The following is a 414-nucleotide window of genomic DNA, read 5'->3' as shown; positions in this document are numbered from 1 at the left end:
AATTTGCGCGAAAAGCGCATGGGAGGCCGGATTTGTCAAGGCAAGCGGCTTCGACAGGACATCCGTTGTAAACTTGGGCGGCACAATGGATAGCGATATCCTCTACCGCTACGTTTACGGCAAATGAGATCAGGATATGCAAAGCCAGAAGCTCTTTCTGACACCTCAAGAGCGCAGCCGCATCGTCAACCTGCTTGACGCGGCTCGCATAGACGATTGGGCGCGGTTCAAAGCCCTCTCCGATGGTGACTTTCCGAACGACGAATCGATGCGGGAGCAGTTCGACGGATCGCGGCTCATAATCGACTACGATCGTATCGACCCAGAACAGCAATTCGCTGTTGGCCGAGATCCCGACGGTGTCCGGCTCATCACCGGTCAGTTGCCTCCGCGCGACGATCAACGGCAACAGGT

At 56.0% G+C, this 414-nt stretch carries 1 protein-coding gene; it reads left to right on the top strand.

Annotated features, from left to right (window positions below):
• Positions 1-136: 136 nt before the first annotated feature.
• Positions 137-414, top strand: a 278-nt coding sequence (locus EOC94_RS33750; RefSeq protein WP_148128477.1) for a hypothetical protein, incomplete at its 3' end; no start/stop codon positions are given.

It is taken from the genome of Mesorhizobium sp. M6A.T.Ce.TU.016.01.1.1, assembly GCF_003997065.1.
Lineage (GTDB): Bacteria > Pseudomonadota > Alphaproteobacteria > Rhizobiales > Rhizobiaceae > Mesorhizobium > Mesorhizobium mediterraneum.
Note: the sequence above shows the minus strand (reverse complement) of the source record. Positions and strands in the feature narration are given on the sequence as shown.